The following is a 16,930-nucleotide window of genomic DNA, read 5'->3' on the forward strand; positions in this document are numbered from 1 at the left end:
CGTCACGCGGCCGCCGTGTCCGCCGCGCGGGTATCGTGGCGTGCGTGACGACAGGCATCCCGACTCCGTACGAAGATCTGCTGCGCGACGTGCTCGAGAACGGGGTCCACAAGGACGACCGGACGGGCACCGGCACGACGAGTTCGTTCGGGCGCCAGATCCGCTTCGACCTGGCGCAGGGGTTCCCACTCATCACCACGAAGCGCGTGCACTTCAAGTCGATCGCGTACGAGCTGCTGTGGTTCCTGCGGGGCGAGTCGAACGTCGCGTGGCTGCAGGAGAACGGCGTCACGATCTGGGACGAGTGGGCGGATGCCGCGGGTGAGCTCGGTCCCGTGTACGGCGTCCAGTGGCGCTCGTGGCCGTCGCCCGGCGGCGAGGGCATCGACCAGATCTCGCAGGTGATCGAGCAGATCCGCTCGAACCCCGACTCGCGACGACTCATCGTGTCGGCGTGGAACCCCGCGGACATCCCCGACATGGCGCTCGCTCCGTGCCACGCGCTCTTCCAGTTCTACGTCGCCGACGGCAAGCTGTCGTGCCAGCTCTACCAGCGCAGCGCCGACCTCTTCCTCGGCGTGCCCTTCAACATCGCCTCGTACGCCCTGCTCACGATGATGATCGCGCAGCAGGTCGGTCTCGAACCCGGCGACTTCGTGTGGACGGGCGGCGACTGCCACATCTACGACAACCACCTCGAGCAGGTGCGCGAGCAGCTGACCCGCGATCCGTACCCGTACCCGTCACTCCGCTTCGCCCGCAAGCCCGACTCGGTCTTCGACTACCGGTACGACGACTTCATCGTCGAGGACTACCAGCACCACCCCGCGATCCGCGGCGCCGTCGCGGTATGACGATCGGGCTGGTCTGGGCCGAGGGCCGTGGCGGGGTCATCGGCGCCGACGGCGGGATGCCGTGGCACGTGCCCGAAGACCTCGCGCACTTCAAAGCGGTCACGATCGGCTCGCCCGTCGTGATGGGTCGCCGCACGTGGGAGTCGTTCCCCGATCGCTTCCGGCCTCTTCCCGGCCGGCGGAACATCGTCGTGACCCGCAACGCCGAGTGGTCCGCCGACGGCGCGGAGAGCGCGGCATCCCTCGACGAGGCTCTCGCGCTCGCCGGCGACGACCGCGTCTGGGTCATCGGCGGCGGTGCGCTCTTCCGCGAGGCCATCGCCCGCGCCGACCTGCTCGAGGTGACCGAGCTCGACCTCGATGTCGACGGCGACACGTTCGCGCCGTCCCGTGCCGGTTGGGTCGTGTCCGACGAGGGGGAGTGGATGCCGTCCCGCACCGGCGTCCGCTACCGCTTCCTCCGTCTCGAGCCCGCGCCGTAGGCTTCTGCGCATGCCCACCGCTCTGATCACGGGCGCGAGCTCCGGCCTCGGCGCCGAGTACGCGCGCCAGCTCGCGGCGCGCGGCGCCGACCTCGTGCTCGTCGCGCGCGACCGCGACGCCCTCCAGACGCTCGCCGCGAGTCTGCACACCCAGCACCACGTCGACGTCGAGGTGCTCGCCGCCGACCTGCTCAAGCACCGACAGCGCGACAAGGTCGTGGCGCGGCTGGCCGATGCATCCCGTCCTATCGACATCCTCGTCAACAACGCCGGTCACGGGCTCGCGCTCGCGTTCGAGCACAACGACATCGACGACGAGATCCGCCACCTCGATCTCCATGTCGAGGTGCCGCTGCGGCTCATGCACGCCGTCCTTCCCGTCATGATCGAGCGCGGCAAGGGCCGCATCATCAACGTCGCCTCGGTGGCGGCGTTCATCCCGCGCTCCACGTACGGTGCCGTCAAGGGCGCGATCGTGAGCTTCAGTCGCTGGGCCAACGGACGCTACGGGCCGAAGGGCGTCACGGTGACCGCCGTCTGCCCGGGGTTCACGCACACGAACTTCCACGAGCGCGCCGGACTCCCGCCGGGACAGGAGGGCGTCGCCGACTGGATGTGGCTCGACGCGCCCGACGTCGTCAAGGAGTCGCTGCGGGATGCCGCGCGCGGCCGCGCCGTGTCGATCCCCTCCCTGCGCTACAAGCTCATCGTCGCCGCCTCGCGCTTCGCGCCCGCGAATCTCGCCGCGCGTGCGGGCCAGGCGGGTCGCAAGTAGTCGGGCGGAGCGCGGCATCCCGCTAGCCTGGACGCATGACGCATTCGGGAAACCCCTTCGGACAGGTTCTCGTCGCGCTCGTCACCCCGATGGCGGCCGACGGCGAAGTGGACTGGCCCGCGGTCGAGAAGCACATCGACGACGTCATCACGGCGGGGGCAGACGGCATCGTCGTGACCGGCACGACGGGCGAGACCTCGACGCTCACCGACGCCGAGAAGATCCGCCTCGTCGAGACGGGAAAGGATGTCGCGGCCGGCCGCGCCAAGATCATCACGGGCGGCGGCTCGAACGAGACGGCCCACGCGATCGAGCTCTACAAGGCGAGCGAGCGCGCGGGCGCCGACGGCATCATGATCGTGACGCCGTACTACAACAAGCCGACGCAGGCGGGCATCCTGACCCATTTCCGGCTCGTCGCCGACGCCACCGACCTGCCCGTCATCCTCTACGACATCCCCGGTCGCACCGGGGTGCCGATCAAGTACGAGACGATCCTGCGCCTCGCGAAGCATCCGAACATCCTCGCGATCAAGGACGCCAAGGGCGACTTCAGCGAAGTGAGCCGCGTACTCAACCAGACCGACCTGCTGTACTTCTCCGGCGACGACGCGAACGTGCTGCCGCACCTCTCGATCGGAGCGTCCGGCCTCATCGGCGTGACGGCCAACATCGCTCCCGCGCCCTATCGCGCGATCGTCGATGCCGTCAACGCGGGCGACCTGAAGACGGCGACGGCGGCGCACCGGCAGCTCGAGCCGCTCGTGCGCGCCGTGATGACCCACGTTCCGGGCACGGTCAGCGCGAAGTACATCCTCCACGGTCTCGGGCGCATCGGCAGCCCGCGCGTGCGCCTGCCCCTCGTCGGACCAGAAGAGTGGGAGGCCGCCAAGATCGAGGACGAGCTCGCCCTCGTCACGGGCGTTGCCGGCGCCGACTTCTCCAACTTCCGCCCCGACCGCAACGCCGCCGCCGGCGGCGCCCTGCCGAAGGTCTCGGGCACCACGCGATAACACGGTCGCACGAGCGACCAGAAGACGGATGCCGCGGCATCCACTAGGAGGCACTCCATGCCCACCACGGTCATCGACCCGCCCGCCCTCGCGCCCGGCACCCTTCGTGTCACGCCGCTCGGCGGCCTCGGCGAGGTCGGCCGCAACATGACGGTCTTCGAGTACGAGGGCAAGCTGCTCATCGTCGACTGCGGCGTGCTCTTCCCCGAGGAGCACCAGCCGGGCGTCGACCTGATCCTGCCGGACTTCGAACCGATCAAGGACCGCCTCGACGACGTCGTCGGACTCGTGCTGACGCACGGGCACGAGGACCACATCGGCGCGGTGCCGTATCTGCTGAAGCTCAAGAGCGACATCCCCCTCATCGGCTCGGGTCTGACGCTCGCCCTCGTCGAGGCGAAGCTCAAGGAGCACCGCATCAAGCCCTACACGCTGACGGTGCGCGAGGGGCAGACCGAGCAGCTCGGTCCGTTCGACCTCGAGTTCATCGCCGTCAACCACTCGATCCCCGACGCGCTCGCCGTCGCGATCCGCACCCCCGCGGGGGTGGTCCTGGCGACGGGCGACTTCAAGATGGACCAGCTCCCGCTCGACGGGCGGCTGACCGACCTCCGCGCGTTCGCGCGGCTGGGCCAGGAGGGCGTCGACCTCTTCCTCGTCGACTCGACGAACGCCGACGTGCCGGGCTTCACTCCGCTCGAGCGAGAGATCGGCCCCGTCCTCGACCAGGTCATCGGACGCGCTCCGCGCCGCGTGATCGTGGCGAGCTTCTCGAGCCACGTGCACCGCGTGCAGCAGGTGCTGGATGCCGCGGCCGCCCACGGCCGCAGAGTCGCGCTCCTCGGCCGCAGCATGGTGCGCAACATGACGATCGCCGCCGACCTCGGCTACCTGACGGTTCCCCCGGGCGTGCTGATCGACTACAAGAAGGCGCGCGATCTGCCCGACGACAGGATCGTCTACATGTCGACCGGCTCGCAGGGCGAGCCGATGGCCGTCCTCAGCCGCATGGCCAACAACGACCACGAGATCGAGCCGGGTCCCGGTGATACCGTGATCCTGGCATCCAGTCAGATCCCCGGCAACGAGAACGCGATCTACCGCGTGATCGACGGCCTCACGAAGCTGGGCGCCAACGTCGTGCACAAGGGCAACGCGCGGGTGCACGTCTCGGGTCACGCCGCCGCGGGCGAGCTGCTCTACTGCTACAACATCCTCAAGCCCCGCAACGTCCTGCCCATCCACGGCGAGTACCGCCATCTCATGGCGAACGCGCGCCTCGCGCAGGACACCGGCATCGCGCCGGAGCGTACGATCCTCGCCGAGAACGGCACCGTCATCGACCTGAGAGACGGCGATGCGAACATCGCCGGGCAGCTCGACCTCGGCTTCGTCTACGTCGACGGCTCGACCGTCGGCGAGATCACCGAGGCCGATCTCAAGGACCGCCGCATCCTCGGCGAGGAGGGCTTCATCTCGGTGATCGTCGTGGTGGATGCCACGACCGGCAAGATCATCTCGGGTCCCGACATCCACGCCCGCGGCTTCGCCGAGGACGACTCCGTCTTCGACGACGTCAAGCCCAGGATCGCGTCCGCGCTCGCCGAGGCGGCGAACTCGGGGGTGCGCGACACGCACGCGCTCTCGCAGATCGTCCGGCGCACGATCGGGCGCTGGGTCAACACGTCGCTGCGCCGTCGTCCGATGATCGTGCCCCTCGTCATCGAGGCGTAACACGCTGTCGGTACGCTCGTCGGGTGCCGTCGTCCTTCGTGCTCCGCCCTGCCACGCAGGCCGATGGCGCGTTCCTGGGCGACATGGTCGTCGAGGCGGCGAACTGGCGGCAGGGCGGCGCGCGGCCGAAGCACCAGGTGCTGACGAGCCCCGAGCACTCGCGGTACATCGCCGGATGGATGCGCCCCAGTGACGCGGGCTTCATCGCCGTGGACGGGCACGGCGAGCCGGTCGGAGCGGCGTGGAGGCGGATGCTGCCGCGCACCGATCCCGGCTTCGGCTACGTCGGCACCGGCGTGCCGGAGCTCATCATCGGGGTGCGGCCGATCTGGCGTGCCCACGGCGTCGGCCGCACGCTGCTGCAGCGCCTGTGCGACGACGCCCGCGCCCACGGCCTCGCGCGGATCAGCCTGAGCGTCGAGCGCGGAAACTTCGCCGCATCGCTCTACCGGTCCGAGGGATTCGCCGTCACCCAGTCCGGATTCGGCCGCGACACGATGGTCAAGCGCCTGCGCTGAGGGTTCCGTCGCTCCCGCGTCGCTCCCCGGAAATGTCCTCGCGCGGCCGTACCGTGGGGGAATGGCCAGGAGTTCCAGTCCGACCAAGAGTGGTCGCGCGCCCGCAGGGGGGTCGTCGTCGCGCGCGCGCAAGCCCGCGCCCACGCCCAAGCGCTACGTCGGCGAGGCCGAGAAGCCGCCTGTGATCGTGCGGGCCTGGATGGGCCTCGCTCATGCCACGGGCGGGCTCTTCCGCGCCTTCGGTCCCGAGACGCTCGAGAAGGATCAGCGCCGCGACGGCTTCCCCTTCCTGCTGGTCCTCCTGGCGATCGCGGGCGCCGTCAACGAGTGGTTCTTCATCGGCAGCGAGGTCGCTGCGACCATCAGCGCCTACACGGTGGGTGCGCTGATCGGCCGCGAGGCCTTCGTCATGCCCGTGCTCCTCCTCGTGCTCGCGGGGTGGATGTTCCGGCATCCGTCATCCGTCCACGACAACGGCCGTATCGGCATCGGGTTCGGGCTCCTGGTGTGGACGATCGCGGGCTTCTGCCACGTCGCCGGCGGACGACCTCAGCCGAGCGGCGGTCTGCCCGGCCTGAGCGAGGCCGGCGGCCTCTTCGGATGGATGATCGGCGAGCCGATCGCGATGCTCCTCACCGACGTCGGCGCGTACGTCGTGCTCTCGCTGTTCGCGGTGCTCAGCGTCCTCATCATCACCAAGACCCCGCCCAACCGCATCGGCCGTCGCCTCGGCGATCTGTACAACTGGATGTTCGGCGCCGAGCCCAGTGAGAAGGCCGAGAAGGATGCCGCGGGCCCCTCGTTCGACGAGGCCGACGAAGACGACTCGATGCCGTGGTGGCGGCGCAACAAGACCGGGCGCGAGAAGGATCCCGAGGACGGCATCGGCTCGCAGGATCTGACCGAGCTGCTGACGCCGGGCGCCTCGCAGGGCGGCTTCGAGAAGGCCGCCATCGCGACCCCTGCGCCGCAGACGCCGCTCGTGACGCCCGATGCGCTCACCGAGGTGCTCGACCCCGCCGTGCTCGCGGGTGCGGGCAAGGGGGCGAAGCGGGGAAGCACCTCGCTGCAGGACGACTTCGAAGAGGATCCGTTCGACGACGGCGTGCTGCCTGGACTCGACGGCATCGGAACCGACACTCCGCACGGCGGTCCTCCGGCGCTGCCCTACCGCCTTCCGTCGGTGAACTCCCTCGCCGCGGGCACGCCGCACAAGGAGCGCTCCGAGGCGAACGACGCGGTCGTGCGCGCCATCACGGGCGTGTTCGACCAGTTCGGCGTCGACGCGCGCGTGACGGGCTTCTCGCGCGGCCCGACCGTCACGCAGTACGAGGTCGAGGTGGGGCACGGCGTCAAGGTCGAGCGCATCACGGCTCTCACCAACAACATCGCCTATGCCGTGGCATCCAACGAGGTCCGCATCCTCGCCCCGATCCCCGGCAAGAGCGCGATCGGCGTCGAGATCCCCAACACCGACCGCGAGATCGTGACGCTCGGCGACGTGCTGCGCTCCGACGCGTGCGTGCGCTCGACGCATCCCATGACGATCGGCGTCGGCAAGGACGTCGGCGGCGGCTACGTCGTCGCGAACCTCGCGAAGATGCCCCACCTGCTCGTGGCCGGCTCGACCGGCTCCGGCAAGTCGAGCTTCGTGAACTCGATGATCACGAGCCTGCTCATGAAGGCGAAGCCGTCAGATGTGCGGATGGTGCTCATCGACCCGAAGCGCGTCGAGCTGACGTCCTACGCGGGCGTCCCGCACCTCATCACCCCCATCATCACGAACCCCAAGAAGGCCGCCGAGGCGCTGCAGTGGGTCGTGAAGGAGATGGACATGCGGTACGACGACCTGGCGTCGTTCGGCTTCCGCCACATCGACGACTTCAACAAGGCCGTCAACGAGGGCACCATCACCCTCCCGCCGGGCAGCGAGCGGGTGCTCAAGCCCTATCCGTACCTCCTCGTCGTCGTCGACGAGCTCGCCGACCTCATGATGGTCGCCCCGCGCGACGTCGAGGACTCGATCGTGCGCATCACGCAGCTCGCCCGCGCGAGCGGCATCCATCTGGTCCTCGCGACGCAGCGACCCTCGGTCGACGTCGTGACGGGTCTCATCAAGGCCAACGTGCCCTCGCGGCTCGCGTTCGCGGTGACCAGCGTCACCGACTCGCGCGTCATCCTCGATCAGCCCGGAGCCGACCGGCTCATCGGCCAGGGCGACGGACTCTTCCTGCCGATGGGCGCGTCGAAGGCGATCCGCGTGCAGGGCGCGTGGGTCAGCGAGGCCGAGATCGAGAAGGTCGTCAAGCACGTCACGGCGCAGGCCCGCCCCGAGTACCGCGAGGTCGCCGTGGCCACCGAGAAGAAGGAGGTCGACGCGGACATCGGCGACGATCTCGAGCTGCTGCTCGCGGCGACCGAGCTCATCGTCTCGACGCAGTTCGGCTCGACCTCGATGCTGCAGCGCAAGCTGCGTGTGGGCTTCGCGAAGGCCGGTCGCCTGATGGACCTGCTCGAGTCGCGTGAGATCGTCGGCCCCTCCGAGGGCTCGAAGGCGCGCGACGTGCTCGTGACGAACGAGCAGCTGCCGGCCGTCCTCGCGCGCCTGCGGGGCGAGGATGTACCCACCGACTCCGACCCGGTCGACGCCCAGTTCGACGGCCTGCCCGTCGTCGAGTCCGAGGGCGACGAGGACGCCTGGGGTCTCACCGGCCGCGACTGACCGACGCGCGGCGATAGGCTCGCCCCGTGGCGATTCCCCGGCAGCTCCCCAACGCGATCACGATCGTGCGCATCCTGTGCGCACCGGTCTTCCTGTGGCTCCTGCTCGCCGACGGGGGCTCCGACGGGCCGCTCCGGTGGTGGGCGGCGGCGCTGTTCATCGTGGCGATCGCGACCGACGGGATCGACGGGTATCTCGCTCGCAGGCATGACATCGTCACGGATCTCGGCAAGCTCCTCGATCCCATCGCCGACAAGGTGCTCACGGGCTTCGCGTTCATCGGGCTCTCGATCCTGTGGGAGCTCCCGTGGTGGATCACGATCGTCGTGCTCATCCGCGAGATCGGAATCACCGTCTACCGCTTCGTGGTCGTCAGCGACCACGTGCTCGCAGCCGCCTGGATGGGCAAGCTCAAGACCGTCGCGCAGGCTGTCGCGCTGTCGCTCGCGCTGCTGCCGTTGTGGACACTCATGGGCGAATGGATCTGGTGGGTCAACGGCGTGACGATGACGATCGCGGTGATCCTCACGATCGCGAGCGGCATCGACTACGTCGTGAGCGAGCTCCGCGCCGGTCGCAGGAAGACCGCATGACGGATGCCGCGGCCGTGCTGTCGCGCCTCGACGAGCGTGGCTGGACCGTCGCGGTCGCCGAGTCGCTCACGGGCGGACTCGTCGTGTCCGAGCTCGTGTCGGTTCCGGGCGCGTCGAGAGTGCTGCGTGGGGGTGTGGTCGCCTATGCGACCGACGTCAAGCGCGATGTGCTGGGAGTGGATGCCGAGCTGCTCGACGCCGTGGGAGCGGTCGACACCGCTGTCGCACGGCAGATGGCGGAGGGCGTGCGTCGGGTGCTGGGTGCGGACGTCGGCATCGCGACGACGGGTGTCGCCGGTCCAGAGCCTCAGGACGGCAAGCCCGTCGGCACGGTGTGCATCGCCGTCGCGACGCCCGATGCGGTGACGACCGGCGCCGAGATGTTCACCGGCGATCGAGACGCGATCCGCCGTGCCGCCACCGATGCCGCGCTGACCGCCGTCCTGGCGCAGCTCTAGCGTCCTCGTCACGGTGTTTCGGGGTCGTTACATTCGGCGATTCCCACCCATTCCACAGCGGGTGGGATTAGATTGACATCAACCGGTGTTGTACCGTTGTCCACCCGGACACAGCGATTCCGACACCCGGGCGGAGCAAGGGGAGGGGGCCCACAATGATCCTGGTTCGTCAAGAGATCGGCGAAGTGCTTCGCGACTACCGCCAGCAGAAGGGCCGTACCCTTCGCCAGGTCGCGAGCCGCGCCAGTGTCGCACTCGGCTACCTCAGCGAGGTCGAGCGCGGCCAGAAGGAGGCGTCGAGCGAGATCCTCGCATCCGTCGCCGAGGCGCTCGACGTGCCCATCTCCACGATCATGCGCGAGGTCGGCGACCGCATCTCCATCCTCGAGGGTGTGCAGGTGTTCCCCGACGTCGTCCCCGACGACCTCGTGGCCGAGGTCGGCTCCGAGCTCTCGTTCCGCTGACCGGCGCTGCATGCGTCGCAGTGAGTTCGAACGCGCCGTCGACGACGAGTTCGGCGCCCGTGGTTCGTCGTTGCTCGTCGACCTGAATCTGCCGACGCTCGGCAACCGGACGGCGCGTGAGGCGATGGATGCCGGCATCCCGCCGAAGGAAGTGTGGCTCGCGCTCTGCGCCGAGACGGACGTGCCACTCGACCGCCGCTACGGCGTGGGCCGACTCGAGCCCAAGCGCCGCTGATCGCGCGGCGTGTCGCTCGAATCTCTGTTCTAATCCCGCGTAGTCTCCTGCACAGCAGGTGTCGAGAGCGTGTTTTCCACGTGAGCGGAAGGAGCGACGACGGATGTCCGAGCCCCTCCCTAGCGTGGACCACGTCGAACGACAACCTCACGCCTTGTCGCAGCAGCTGTCCCACCGGGGCGGGGCGCGGCAGCCTACAGGCGACGGAACACGAGCATTAGGAGTACGCCATGCCCTCAGCAGTTGACCGCGAGAAGGCCCTCGACACGGCCCTCGCCCAGATCGACCGGCAGTTCGGAAAGGGCTCGGTCATGCGCCTGGGCTCCGACGAGCGCGCGCCCGTCGAGGTCGTCCCGACCGGATCGATCGCCCTCGATGTCGCCCTCGGCATCGGCGGACTCCCGCGCGGTCGCATCGTGGAGATCTACGGTCCGGAGTCGTCGGGTAAGACGACGTTGACCCTCCACGCGATCGCCAATGCGCAGCGCGCCGGCGGCATCGCCGCCTTCATCGACGCGGAGCACGCGCTCGACCCCGACTACGCGCAGAAGCTCGGCGTCGACATCGACGCGCTCCTGGTCTCGCAGCCCGACACGGGTGAGCAGGCCCTCGAGATCGCCGACATGCTCGTCCGCTCCGGTGCGATCGACCTCATCGTCATCGACTCCGTCGCGGCACTCGTGCCCAAGGCCGAGATCGAGGGCGAGATGGGCGACTCGCACGTCGGACTCCAGGCGCGTCTCATGTCGCAGGCTCTCCGCAAGCTGACGGGTGGTCTCAACCAGACCAACACGACGATGATCTTCATCAACCAGCTGCGCGAGAAGATCGGCGTCTTCTTCGGCTCGCCCGAGACCACCGCCGGCGGCAAGGCGCTCAAGTTCTACGCGTCCGTCCGTCTCGACATCCGCCGTATCGAGACGCTGAAAGACGGCACCGACGCGGTCGGAAACCGCACGCGTGTCAAGGTCGTGAAGAACAAGATGGCGCCGCCGTTCAAGCAGGCCGAGTTCGACATCCTGTACGGCGTCGGCATCTCGCGCGAGGGCAGCCTCATCGATTACGGCGTCGAGCAGGGCATCGTCAAGAAGTCGGGTGCCTGGTACACGTACGACGGCGAGCAGCTCGGTCAGGGCAAGGAGAACGCCCGCAACTTCCTCATCAAGAACGCCGATGTCGCGGCCGAGATCGAGTCCAAGATCCTTGCGAAGCTCGGCATCGGGCAGCCGAAGGCCGTCGATGCTCCTGCGCTGAGCGATCAGCTCGCTGAGCGCCGCCCGGCCTGATCATGCCCGACTCGAGCGACGAGCTCGCGCCGGTCATCCCGCTCTTCGGTGGTGGGGGGGCCGGGGGCCCGCCCCCCCCCCCGCCGGCGCAGCACGGGGACGCCCCCGGGGGAGGCGCGGCCCCCCATGACCCGGGCGGGTCCGCCCCGGGGAGCGGGGCTGCCGCCCCACGCGCCCGCCCCCTGTCAACACCAGCGCCCGTCCGCGCGCCGGCCTTCCTCCCCGTTCGGGGGGGGGGGGGGGCGCCGCCCCCCCCACCACCCCGAGCCGGATCAGCAGTGGCACGCCAGCTGGATCGGCGACGCCGACGATGACGAGGTCGGCTCCGACGATGACAGCGTCGATGCCGCCACAGACGCCGACACGAACCTCGACGAGGCGGAACGCGCACTTCTTCGCCGATTGCGCGGGCGCTCGCTCTCGGTGTCGGAGGCACGGGATCTCCTGCGCGACCATGATCTCGAACTCGATGAGGTCGAGCGTCTGCTCGCGCGCTTCCAGAGCCTGGGCTATCTCGACGACACGCTGCTGGCCGAGCAGCTCGTGCATGTCGGATCCGATCGGAAGGGCCAGGGCCGCCGCGTCATCGCGCAGACGATGACCAAGCGCGGCATCCCCCGCGAGGTGGCCGACGCCGTGCTCGCCGAACTGCCCGACGATGACGACGAGCGCGCGCTCGAGTTCGCCCGCACCAAGGCGAAGAGCATGGCGAGCCTCGACCGCGACACCGCCCTGCGCCGGCTCACCGGTCAGCTCGCGCGGCGCGGATACGGGGGCGCGGTCGCCATGACGGCGGCCCGCGCCGCGCTCGACGAGGTGCAGAAGCCGTCGACGGGAGTGCGCTTCCGCTGATTCAGGTCCCGCACGTGGACCCACCCCCGGCGGGTCGTGTAAGACTGACACTCGGCGCATTTCCGATGGTGTCGCCGTCACGAGGAGGACGATGGCGATCCAGGTGGAAGGGCTCACCAAGCGCTTCCGCACGACGACCGCCGTAGACGATCTGACGTTCTCCGTCCCGGACGCCTCCGTGTTCGCCTTCCTGGGCGCCAACGGTGCCGGCAAGTCCACGACGATCAACTGCCTCACGACCGTCCTCGCATTCGACAGCGGGTCCGTGCAGGTGGCCGACCATGATGTCGTCTCGCAGGGAGAGCTCGTGCGCGAGCGCATCGGCGTGGTCTTCCAGGACTCCGTTCTGGATCCCATGCTCACTGTGCGCGAGAACCTCCGACTGCGCGCGACTCTCGCGAAGGTCCCGCATCCCCGCGCCGAACAGCGGATCGCGCACCTCTCCTCGCTCATCGAGCTCGACTCGTTCCTCGACCGACGCTACGGGACGCTCTCGGGCGGTCAGCGCCGTCGCGTCGACATCGCTCGTGCGCTCGTGCACGAGCCCGCGATCCTCTTCCTCGACGAGCCCACCGCGGGGCTCGATCCGCGCAGCCGCGCGATCCTGTGGCGCACCGTGCACGACCTGCGCCGCGAGACGGGCCTCACCGTCTTCCTCACGACGCACTACATGGAGGAGACGGAAGAAGCGGACCGCGTCTGCATCATCGACCGCGGGCGGATCATCGCGGACGGCACCCCGGCGGCGCTCCGCGCCCAGTACAGCACCAGCATCCTGACCGTGACGTCGTCCGACCCTTCCGGCCTCGTGGCGCTGGCGCGTTCACAGGATGCCGAAGCGCGTGCGGACGGCGACGTCGTCGAGATCGCGGTGCTCGGCGCGGACACGGCGCGGGCGATACTCTCCGCCCACGGTGACGACGTGCGCGACTTCGAGTTCCGTCACGGCCGCATGGACGACGTGTTCCTGGCGCTGACGGGGCGCGCGGCCGATGCGACCGAGGATCCGGATGCCGCGGTGACGGTCGCATGATCGTCGTCATCGCGATCGTGCGCCGCAATCTGCGCCTCTTCTTCCGCGACCGCATGAACGTGTTCTTCTCGCTGCTCGGCGCCATCATCCTCTTCGTGCTCTACACGCTGTTCCTCGCCCGGCTGCAGATCGACGGTCTGAAGCAGACCTTCCCCGACTCCTCCGAAGCAGAGATCCGCGCCTTCGTCGACACCTGGATGTTCGCGGGCATCGTGATGCTGTCGACGATCACGACGGGCCTCGGCGCCCTCGCCACGCTCGTCGACGACGGCGAGTCCGGTCGGTTCCGCGACTTCCTCGTGTCGCCCGTGCGCCGCACGCAGCTCGTGCTCGGCTATCTCCTCGCAGCAGTGATCGTCGCGGTCGTGATGTCGATGATCGTGCTGGGGCTCAGCATCCTGTATCTCGGCCTCTTCGACTCGACGTGGCTCGTGCCGCTCACCGTGCTGCGGATCGCGGGGATCACGGTGCTGTGCTGCGCGGGCTTCACGGCTCTGTCGGCGCTCATCGTCTCCTTCATCCGCACGAACGCCGCATTCTCCGGTTTCGCCACCGTCATCGGCACCGTCCTCGGATTCATCGCGGGCGCCTACATCCCCGTCGGCTCGCTCCCGGAGGCCGTGGCGAGCACGATCAACGCTCTGCCGTTCGCACAGGGGGCCATGCTGCTGCGCCGCGAGTTCACCGACGGCACGCTGACGGCGATGGTGGGCGACAACGCGCAGGCCGCGGACTCGATCCGCGAGTTCTACGGCATCGACGCCTTCGTCGGCGATCTCCTCGTGCCGGGGACCGTTGCGTTCGGAGTCCTGGTGGCGATGGCGATCGGGTTCACCGCGCTGTCGGCGGGACGCATCCGCGCGCGCATCCGCTGACGGGGCGTCGGGAGCGGCATCCGCCCTCAGTCGACCTTCTCTCGGCGGCTCGTAGAATGGCACGCATCATGACCACGCCTGCCTCGACCCCGACGCTGATCGCGCCCTCCGACGCCGCGATCGCCCCCGACGGCCACGCGCGGACCTACGAGGTGCGCACCTTCGGCTGCCAGATGAACGTGCACGACTCCGAGCGGCTGTCCGGCTCGCTCGAGAGCGCCGGCTATGTGCGCGCCGAAGCGGGCATCGAGGCCGATGTCGTCGTCATCAACACGTGCGCGGTGCGCGACAACGCCGCCGGCAAGCTCTACGGCACGCTCGGCCACCTCAAGTCCCGCAAGGATCAGCGGGCAGGAATGCAGATCGCCGTCGGCGGCTGCCTCGCGCAGATGGACAAGGACGCCGTGCAGCAGAAGGCGCCGTGGGTGGACGTCGTCTTCGGCACGCACAACATGGGTTCGCTGCCGAGCCTGCTCGAGCGGGCGCGTCACAACGGCGAGGCGGAGCTCGAGATCCTCGAGTCGCTCGAGATCTTCCCCTCGACGCTGCCGACGAAGCGCGACTCCGTGCACAGCGGCTGGGTCTCGATCTCCGTCGGCTGCAACAACACCTGCACGTTCTGCATCGTGCCGAGCCTGCGCGGCAAGGAGAAGGACCGCCGTCCGGGCGACATCCTGAACGAGATCCGCCTGCTCGTCGACGACGGTGCGATGGAGGTCACTCTCCTCGGTCAGAACGTGAACTCCTACGGCGTCGAGTTCGGCGACCGCCAGGCGTTCGGCAAGCTGCTGCGCGCCGCGGGTGAGATCCCCGGACTCGAGCGCATCCGCTTCACGAGCCCGCATCCCGCCGCCTTCACCGACGACGTCATCGACGCGATGGCCGAGACCCCCGCCGTCATGCCGCAGCTGCACATGCCTCTGCAGTCCGGCAGCGATCGCGTCCTCAAGGCGATGCGTCGCTCCTACCGCAGCGAGAAGTTCCTCGGCATCCTGGACCGCGTGCGGGAGAAGATGCCGGATGCGGCGATCACGACGGACATCATCGTGGGCTTCCCGGGCGAGACCGACGAGGACTTCGCCGACACGATGCGCGTCGTCGAGCAGGCCCGCTTCGCGAGCGCCTTCACGTTCCAGTACTCGATCCGCGAGGGTACTCCTGCAGCGACGATGGAGGGCCAGGTGCCGAAGGCCGTCGTGCAGGAGCGCTACGAGCGGCTCATCGCGCTGCAGGAGCGCATCTCGCTCGAAGAGAACGAGAAGCAGGTCGGCCGCGAGCTGCACGTGCTCGTCTCGACGGGCGAGGGCAAGAAGGATGCCTCGACCCATCGCCTGACGGGCCGCGCGGAGGACAACCGGCTCGTGCACTTCGAGGTTCCCGACGGGGCCGAGCTGCCGCGCCCCGGTGACGTCGTCGCGGTCGTCGTGACGCACGCCGCTCCCTTCCACCTGCTCGCCGATTCTCCCGACGGGGCGCCGCTGCGCATCCGCCGCACGCGTTCCGGCGACGCGTGGGATCGCACGCAGGCCGAATCGTGCGGTGTCCCGACGCCTGCGGGCGAGTCGGCAGGACCGCGCGCCGTGTCGCTCGGTCTGCCGACGCTGCGCATCGGGGTGTGAGCACGCCCGCCCCCGGCGCGGCATCCGCCCCCGCCCCGCGTCTGTGGGCCGTCGTCGGCGCGACCGGGACCGGCAAGACCGGGCTCTCGCTCGACCTCGCCGCAGCGCTCGTCGCGCGCGGCAGACCCGCCGAGATCGTCAACGCCGACGCCATGCAGCTGTATCGCGGCATGGACATCGGCACGGCCAAGCTGCCCGAGCGGGAGCGCCGCGGCATCCCGCATCATCTCTTCGACGTGCTCGATGTCACCGATGAGGCGGCTGTCGCCTGGTATCAGGACGCCGCGCGCACCGCGATCCGCGCGATCCACGCGCGCGGGGCCGACGCGATCCTCGTGGGCGGGTCGGGTCTCTACGTCTCGAGCGTCGTGTTCGACTTCCGGTTCCCGCCGCGGGATGAGAGCCTGCGCGCACGCCTCGAGAGCGAGCTCGACGAGGTCGGCCCGGGAGCGCTCTACGCCCGTCTGCGCGATGCCGACCCGGCCACCGCGGCGCGGGTGGATCCGCGCAACGGCCGGCGGATCGTGCGTGCGCTCGAGATCCTCGCACTGGGGGAGCAGACCCACGGCGCCGCACTCCCCGACGCGCCCGAGCTGTGGCACGACCCGACGACCCTCATCGGGGTCGAGGTGCCACGCGCAGAACTCGTCGAGCGTCTCGATGCGCGGGTCGAGCGCATGTGGACGGACGGCATCGTGGCCGAGGTGGAGCTCCTGCGGGGTGCCGGACTCGAGCACGGGGTCACGGCGCGGCGGGCGATCGGCTACGCGCAGGCGCTCGCGCAGCTCTCGGGCACGATGACGCAGGCGGAAGCCGTGGCCGAGACGCAGGCGCTCACCCGCCGCTACGCGCGACGCCAGGTGTCGTGGTTCCGCCGGTACGCCGACATCTCGTGGGTGGGGGCGGATGCTTCCGTCGATCGGCTCGTCGCGCAAGCACTGGACTCGGCGTCGGAGCGGCCTGAAAGACTGGGTCGATGACAGTCCAGATCCGCACCTTCGCCTTGACCGACACCGACGCCGTCGTGGCCCTGTGGCAGGAGACGGGGCTCACGAGGCCCTGGAACAATCCTCACCAGGACATCGCGCGTAAGCTCCGGGTGCAGCCCGAGCTCTTCCTCGTGGCGGTGGACGGCGATGAGGTCGTCGGCTCGGTGATGGCCGGATACGACGGTCATCGCGGCTGGCTGTACTACCTCGGTTCGTCGCCGTCACGGCGCGGCGAGGGGATCGCACGGCAGCTCGTGGCGCACGCCGAGGACCTGCTCATCGAACTCGGCTGTCCCAAGGTGCAGCTCATGGTGCGGCCCGAGAACAACGTGGCGCAGGGCTTCTACGACGCGATCGGCTACGAGACGTTCGAGACGTGGGCGACGGGCAAGCGGCTCATCGCCGACTGACGCGCGAATAGACTGGCC

18 protein-coding genes are annotated in these 16,930 nt (G+C 69.4%); all 18 read left to right on the forward strand.

Annotated elements, in window-relative coordinates:
• The first annotated feature begins 44 nt into the window (after positions 1-44).
• The 18 genes from ACTIFV_RS17355 to ACTIFV_RS17440 all read left to right on the forward strand — a co-directional run bounded on the left by ACTIFV_RS17355 (position 45) and on the right by ACTIFV_RS17440 (position 16,912).
• Positions 45-854 (forward strand): thymidylate synthase, encoded by an 810-nt coding sequence (locus ACTIFV_RS17355; RefSeq protein ID WP_439594059.1) that lies wholly within the window; start codon positions 45-47, stop codon positions 852-854.
• The gene (locus tag ACTIFV_RS17360; RefSeq protein ID WP_439594060.1) at positions 851-1,336 is read left to right on the forward strand and encodes a dihydrofolate reductase; all 486 of its coding nucleotides are present in this window, start codon (positions 851-853) and stop codon (positions 1,334-1,336) included. The genes ACTIFV_RS17355 and ACTIFV_RS17360 overlap by 4 nt, the downstream gene beginning before the upstream one ends.
• 10 nt (positions 1,337-1,346) lie before the next feature.
• Positions 1,347-2,111, forward strand: a complete 765-nt coding sequence (locus ACTIFV_RS17365) for an SDR family NAD(P)-dependent oxidoreductase (protein ID WP_439594061.1) — start codon at positions 1,347-1,349, stop codon at positions 2,109-2,111.
• Between the two features lie 35 nt (positions 2,112-2,146).
• Positions 2,147-3,124, forward strand: coding sequence for a 4-hydroxy-tetrahydrodipicolinate synthase (gene dapA, locus ACTIFV_RS17370; RefSeq protein WP_439594062.1), 978 nt, complete (start codon positions 2,147-2,149; stop codon positions 3,122-3,124).
• A 57-nt stretch (positions 3,125-3,181) separates the two neighbouring features.
• Complete coding sequence (locus ACTIFV_RS17375; protein ID WP_439594063.1) at positions 3,182-4,858, forward strand: ribonuclease J; 1,677 nt, start codon at positions 3,182-3,184, stop codon at positions 4,856-4,858.
• Positions 4,859-4,881: 23 nt separating this feature from the next.
• A complete protein-coding gene (locus tag ACTIFV_RS17380) occupies positions 4,882-5,376 on the forward strand; it encodes a GNAT family N-acetyltransferase (protein ID WP_439594064.1) in 495 nt (164 codons plus the stop codon).
• A 61-nt stretch (positions 5,377-5,437) separates the two neighbouring features.
• Complete coding sequence (locus ACTIFV_RS17385) at positions 5,438-8,098, forward strand: DNA translocase FtsK (RefSeq protein WP_439594065.1); 2,661 nt, start codon at positions 5,438-5,440, stop codon at positions 8,096-8,098.
• Between the two features lie 26 nt (positions 8,099-8,124).
• Positions 8,125-8,691, forward strand: coding sequence for a CDP-diacylglycerol--glycerol-3-phosphate 3-phosphatidyltransferase (pgsA, locus tag ACTIFV_RS17390; RefSeq protein WP_439594066.1), 567 nt, complete (start codon positions 8,125-8,127; stop codon positions 8,689-8,691).
• Positions 8,688-9,149, forward strand: a complete 462-nt coding sequence (locus ACTIFV_RS17395) for a CinA family protein (RefSeq protein WP_439594067.1) — start codon at positions 8,688-8,690, stop codon at positions 9,147-9,149. The genes pgsA and ACTIFV_RS17395 overlap by 4 nt, the downstream gene beginning before the upstream one ends.
• A 155-nt stretch (positions 9,150-9,304) precedes the next feature.
• A complete protein-coding gene (locus ACTIFV_RS17400; protein ID WP_248147451.1) occupies positions 9,305-9,613 on the forward strand; it encodes a helix-turn-helix domain-containing protein in 309 nt (102 codons plus the stop codon).
• A 10-nt stretch (positions 9,614-9,623) separates the two neighbouring features.
• The gene (locus ACTIFV_RS17405) at positions 9,624-9,848 is read left to right on the forward strand and encodes a DUF3046 domain-containing protein (RefSeq protein WP_439594068.1); all 225 of its coding nucleotides are present in this window, start codon (positions 9,624-9,626) and stop codon (positions 9,846-9,848) included.
• A 230-nt stretch (positions 9,849-10,078) separates the two neighbouring features.
• Positions 10,079-11,134, forward strand: coding sequence for a recombinase RecA (recA, locus tag ACTIFV_RS17410; RefSeq protein WP_439594069.1), 1,056 nt, complete (start codon positions 10,079-10,081; stop codon positions 11,132-11,134).
• A gap of 423 nt (positions 11,135-11,557) precedes the next feature.
• Positions 11,558-11,986 (forward strand): regulatory protein RecX, encoded by a 429-nt coding sequence (locus ACTIFV_RS17415; protein ID WP_439594070.1) that lies wholly within the window; start codon positions 11,558-11,560, stop codon positions 11,984-11,986.
• A 91-nt stretch (positions 11,987-12,077) separates the two neighbouring features.
• The gene (locus tag ACTIFV_RS17420) at positions 12,078-13,019 is read left to right on the forward strand and encodes an ATP-binding cassette domain-containing protein (protein ID WP_439594071.1); all 942 of its coding nucleotides are present in this window, start codon (positions 12,078-12,080) and stop codon (positions 13,017-13,019) included.
• Entirely contained in the window at positions 13,016-13,894 is an 879-nt protein-coding gene (locus ACTIFV_RS17425) for an ABC transporter permease (protein WP_439594072.1), read from the forward strand. Before ACTIFV_RS17420 ends, ACTIFV_RS17425 begins: the two co-directional genes overlap by 4 nt.
• A 68-nt stretch (positions 13,895-13,962) precedes the next feature.
• Complete coding sequence (gene miaB, locus ACTIFV_RS17430) at positions 13,963-15,513, forward strand: tRNA (N6-isopentenyl adenosine(37)-C2)-methylthiotransferase MiaB (RefSeq protein ID WP_439594073.1); 1,551 nt, start codon at positions 13,963-13,965, stop codon at positions 15,511-15,513.
• Positions 15,510-16,493, forward strand: a complete 984-nt coding sequence (miaA, locus tag ACTIFV_RS17435) for a tRNA (adenosine(37)-N6)-dimethylallyltransferase MiaA (protein WP_439594074.1) — start codon at positions 15,510-15,512, stop codon at positions 16,491-16,493. Before miaB ends, miaA begins: the two co-directional genes overlap by 4 nt.
• A complete protein-coding gene (locus ACTIFV_RS17440; protein ID WP_439594075.1) occupies positions 16,490-16,912 on the forward strand; it encodes a GNAT family acetyltransferase in 423 nt (140 codons plus the stop codon). The genes miaA and ACTIFV_RS17440 overlap by 4 nt, the downstream gene beginning before the upstream one ends.
• Positions 16,913-16,930: the final 18 nt, after the last annotated feature.

This window comes from Microbacterium sp. (genome assembly GCF_051860965.1).
Taxonomy (GTDB): domain Bacteria; phylum Actinomycetota; class Actinomycetes; order Actinomycetales; family Microbacteriaceae; genus Microbacterium.